This is a genomic window from Pseudanabaena biceps PCC 7429, from assembly GCF_000332215.1.
In the GTDB taxonomy this organism is placed as follows: Bacteria; Cyanobacteriota; Cyanobacteriia; order Pseudanabaenales; family Pseudanabaenaceae; genus Pseudanabaena; species Pseudanabaena biceps.
Genome location: NZ_ALWB01000376.1, coordinates 1 through 1822, shown reverse-complemented (window position 1 = coordinate 1822; position 1822 = coordinate 1). Strand labels below are relative to the sequence as shown.

Genomic DNA, 1822 nt, shown 5'->3' with positions numbered 1-1822 from the left:
CCGCAAATGACTTTACGCTTGGACTGGTTAATACTGCATCCATCAGGTCAAATATTGCATCTCGTCCGTTTCCTAAAAATCTATATACCTGTTGACGAAATTCTTGTAGTTTGTCAATAATCATGACTGTAGATGTCCTTTTTCTTTTCATCTACTTTAGGCAGTTTGTATCTCTTTTACTCTGCCTTTTTTACCTTTCTTAGTCTAAACTCCAGTCATTTGATAGCGATCGGTAACTTTGAGATGATATTTTAGGCGATCGGGAGTTTATCGTTTGAGAGCGATCGCTTTCTAGAAATGAGTAGGCGATCGGTAAATGATAGAATCCCAAAATGATCGATAATATTTGCAAATTCTTAGCCGAAAGCTTTTCCAGAGACTTCGCCAGTTGGATATTGGGCGAAGCCATAACCCTAACCAAAATCGAACCATCGGAACTCTCAGTCGAACCAATTCGCGCCGATTCCGTGATATTTCTCGAATCAACCGAAATCATTCTGCATATCGAATTTCAGACCGAGCCAAATAAAAACATCCCCTTCCGCATGGCAGATTATCGGCTTAGGCTATATCGCAAATTTCCTGAAAAGCAGGTATATCAAGTGGTCATTTACCTCAGCCCCAGCCAATCCAACTTAGTTCATGAAAGCACATTTAATATTGGCACACTGAATTATGAATTTAACGTCATCAGAATCTGGGAACAACCAACAGAAATATTTCAGCGATATCAAGGACTATTCCCCTTTGCCACATTATCTCAAACCAATGATCCCGAAGAAACCTTAAGACAAGTTGCCAAGCAAATTGAACAAATTACCGATAAACAAGTGCAAAGTAACGTAGCCGCATCGACCGCTATAATATCGGGTATAGCCTTAAATAAAGAAATCATCCAAAGACTTTTAAGGAGCGAAATCATGAAAGAATCAGTTATTTATCAAGAAATCTTACTTGAGGGTGAAGCTAAAGGTATAGCCAAGGGTAAAGCTGAAGGCAAAGCTGAAGGCAAAGCTGAAACTGCACGACAAATCGCTATAAACATGATGCGCTCCAACATTTCTGTGGATTTAGTTGCACAATTCACGGGACTAACTCTCAAAGAAGTCCAAAAGCTCCAAAAACTTTCAGCAAAAAAAGATCAGCCACCAAAATCAACAAAAACAAAGCGATCGCTAAAATCTTAATTGCTGAGTAATCTACTGAACTAACTCACCTTACGCAGAAGTCTAAAAAGGTTTCAGGGACTGCCATTCCAAGTAAGACTGCTGCAAAGCCTTAATATACAACTTGGATTTGAGAGCAAAATGATTGAGCTTAGAATTGAGTTTGAGAACCTCCAATTTCACATATCCCCACAAAGATGCAAAGAAGTGATTGGCTTGACTGTCAACTGTCTTGGTCGGCGATTTCGATAGACTCACATTTTGCTTCAAAGACTTGTGATATTCTTCAACTTTCCAGCGTTTACGGTAGATTGTTGTAATTTGCTTGTAGGTGATTGTTAGGTCGCTAGTGACTAGATAGAGAACACCAATACTGTCATCTTCGTTTACGAAAACTTGCTTAATTAGCGATAAAGGAAACTCAACTCCTTCGAGATAAATTTCTTTCTTGTCGTTTTCTTCTAAATTCACTGCTTCTAATTTCACATACCTGCCTTGGGCTTTGTCTTCTTGGCTCAATGCTATCTTACGGTAAAGAATCAGGTAAGAAATTGACAAAAGAGCCAAAGCGGCTAAAGTAAAGGGATGAAAGAGCCACCGCAATATGAACGAGAAGCCCTAGAAAATATGCCAGTAGGAGAACTGGTAGAAGTAAT

At 39.2% G+C, this 1822-nt stretch carries 3 protein-coding genes; 1 reads left to right on the top strand and 2 read right to left on the bottom strand.

Annotated features, from left to right (window positions below; all coding sequences use genetic code 11):
* Window positions 1–199: 199 nt before the first annotated feature.
* A complete protein-coding gene (locus tag PSE7429_RS26450) occupies window positions 200–409 on the bottom strand; it encodes a hypothetical protein (protein WP_162471249.1) in 210 nt (69 codons plus the stop codon).
* On the opposite strand from PSE7429_RS26450, the gene PSE7429_RS22470 reads away from it, so the two are divergent.
* Window positions 333–1187, top strand: a complete 855-nt coding sequence (locus PSE7429_RS22470) for an Rpn family recombination-promoting nuclease/putative transposase (RefSeq protein ID WP_009629691.1) — start codon at window positions 333–335, stop codon at window positions 1185–1187. The two genes, PSE7429_RS26450 and PSE7429_RS22470, sit on opposite strands and share 77 nt — an antisense overlap.
* Before the next feature lie 42 nt (window positions 1188–1229).
* On the opposite strand, the gene PSE7429_RS22465 is transcribed toward PSE7429_RS22470, so the two are convergent.
* Entirely contained in the window at window positions 1230–1685 is a 456-nt protein-coding gene (locus PSE7429_RS22465) for a transposase (RefSeq protein ID WP_158467667.1), read from the bottom strand.
* Window positions 1686–1822 lie beyond the last annotated feature (137 nt).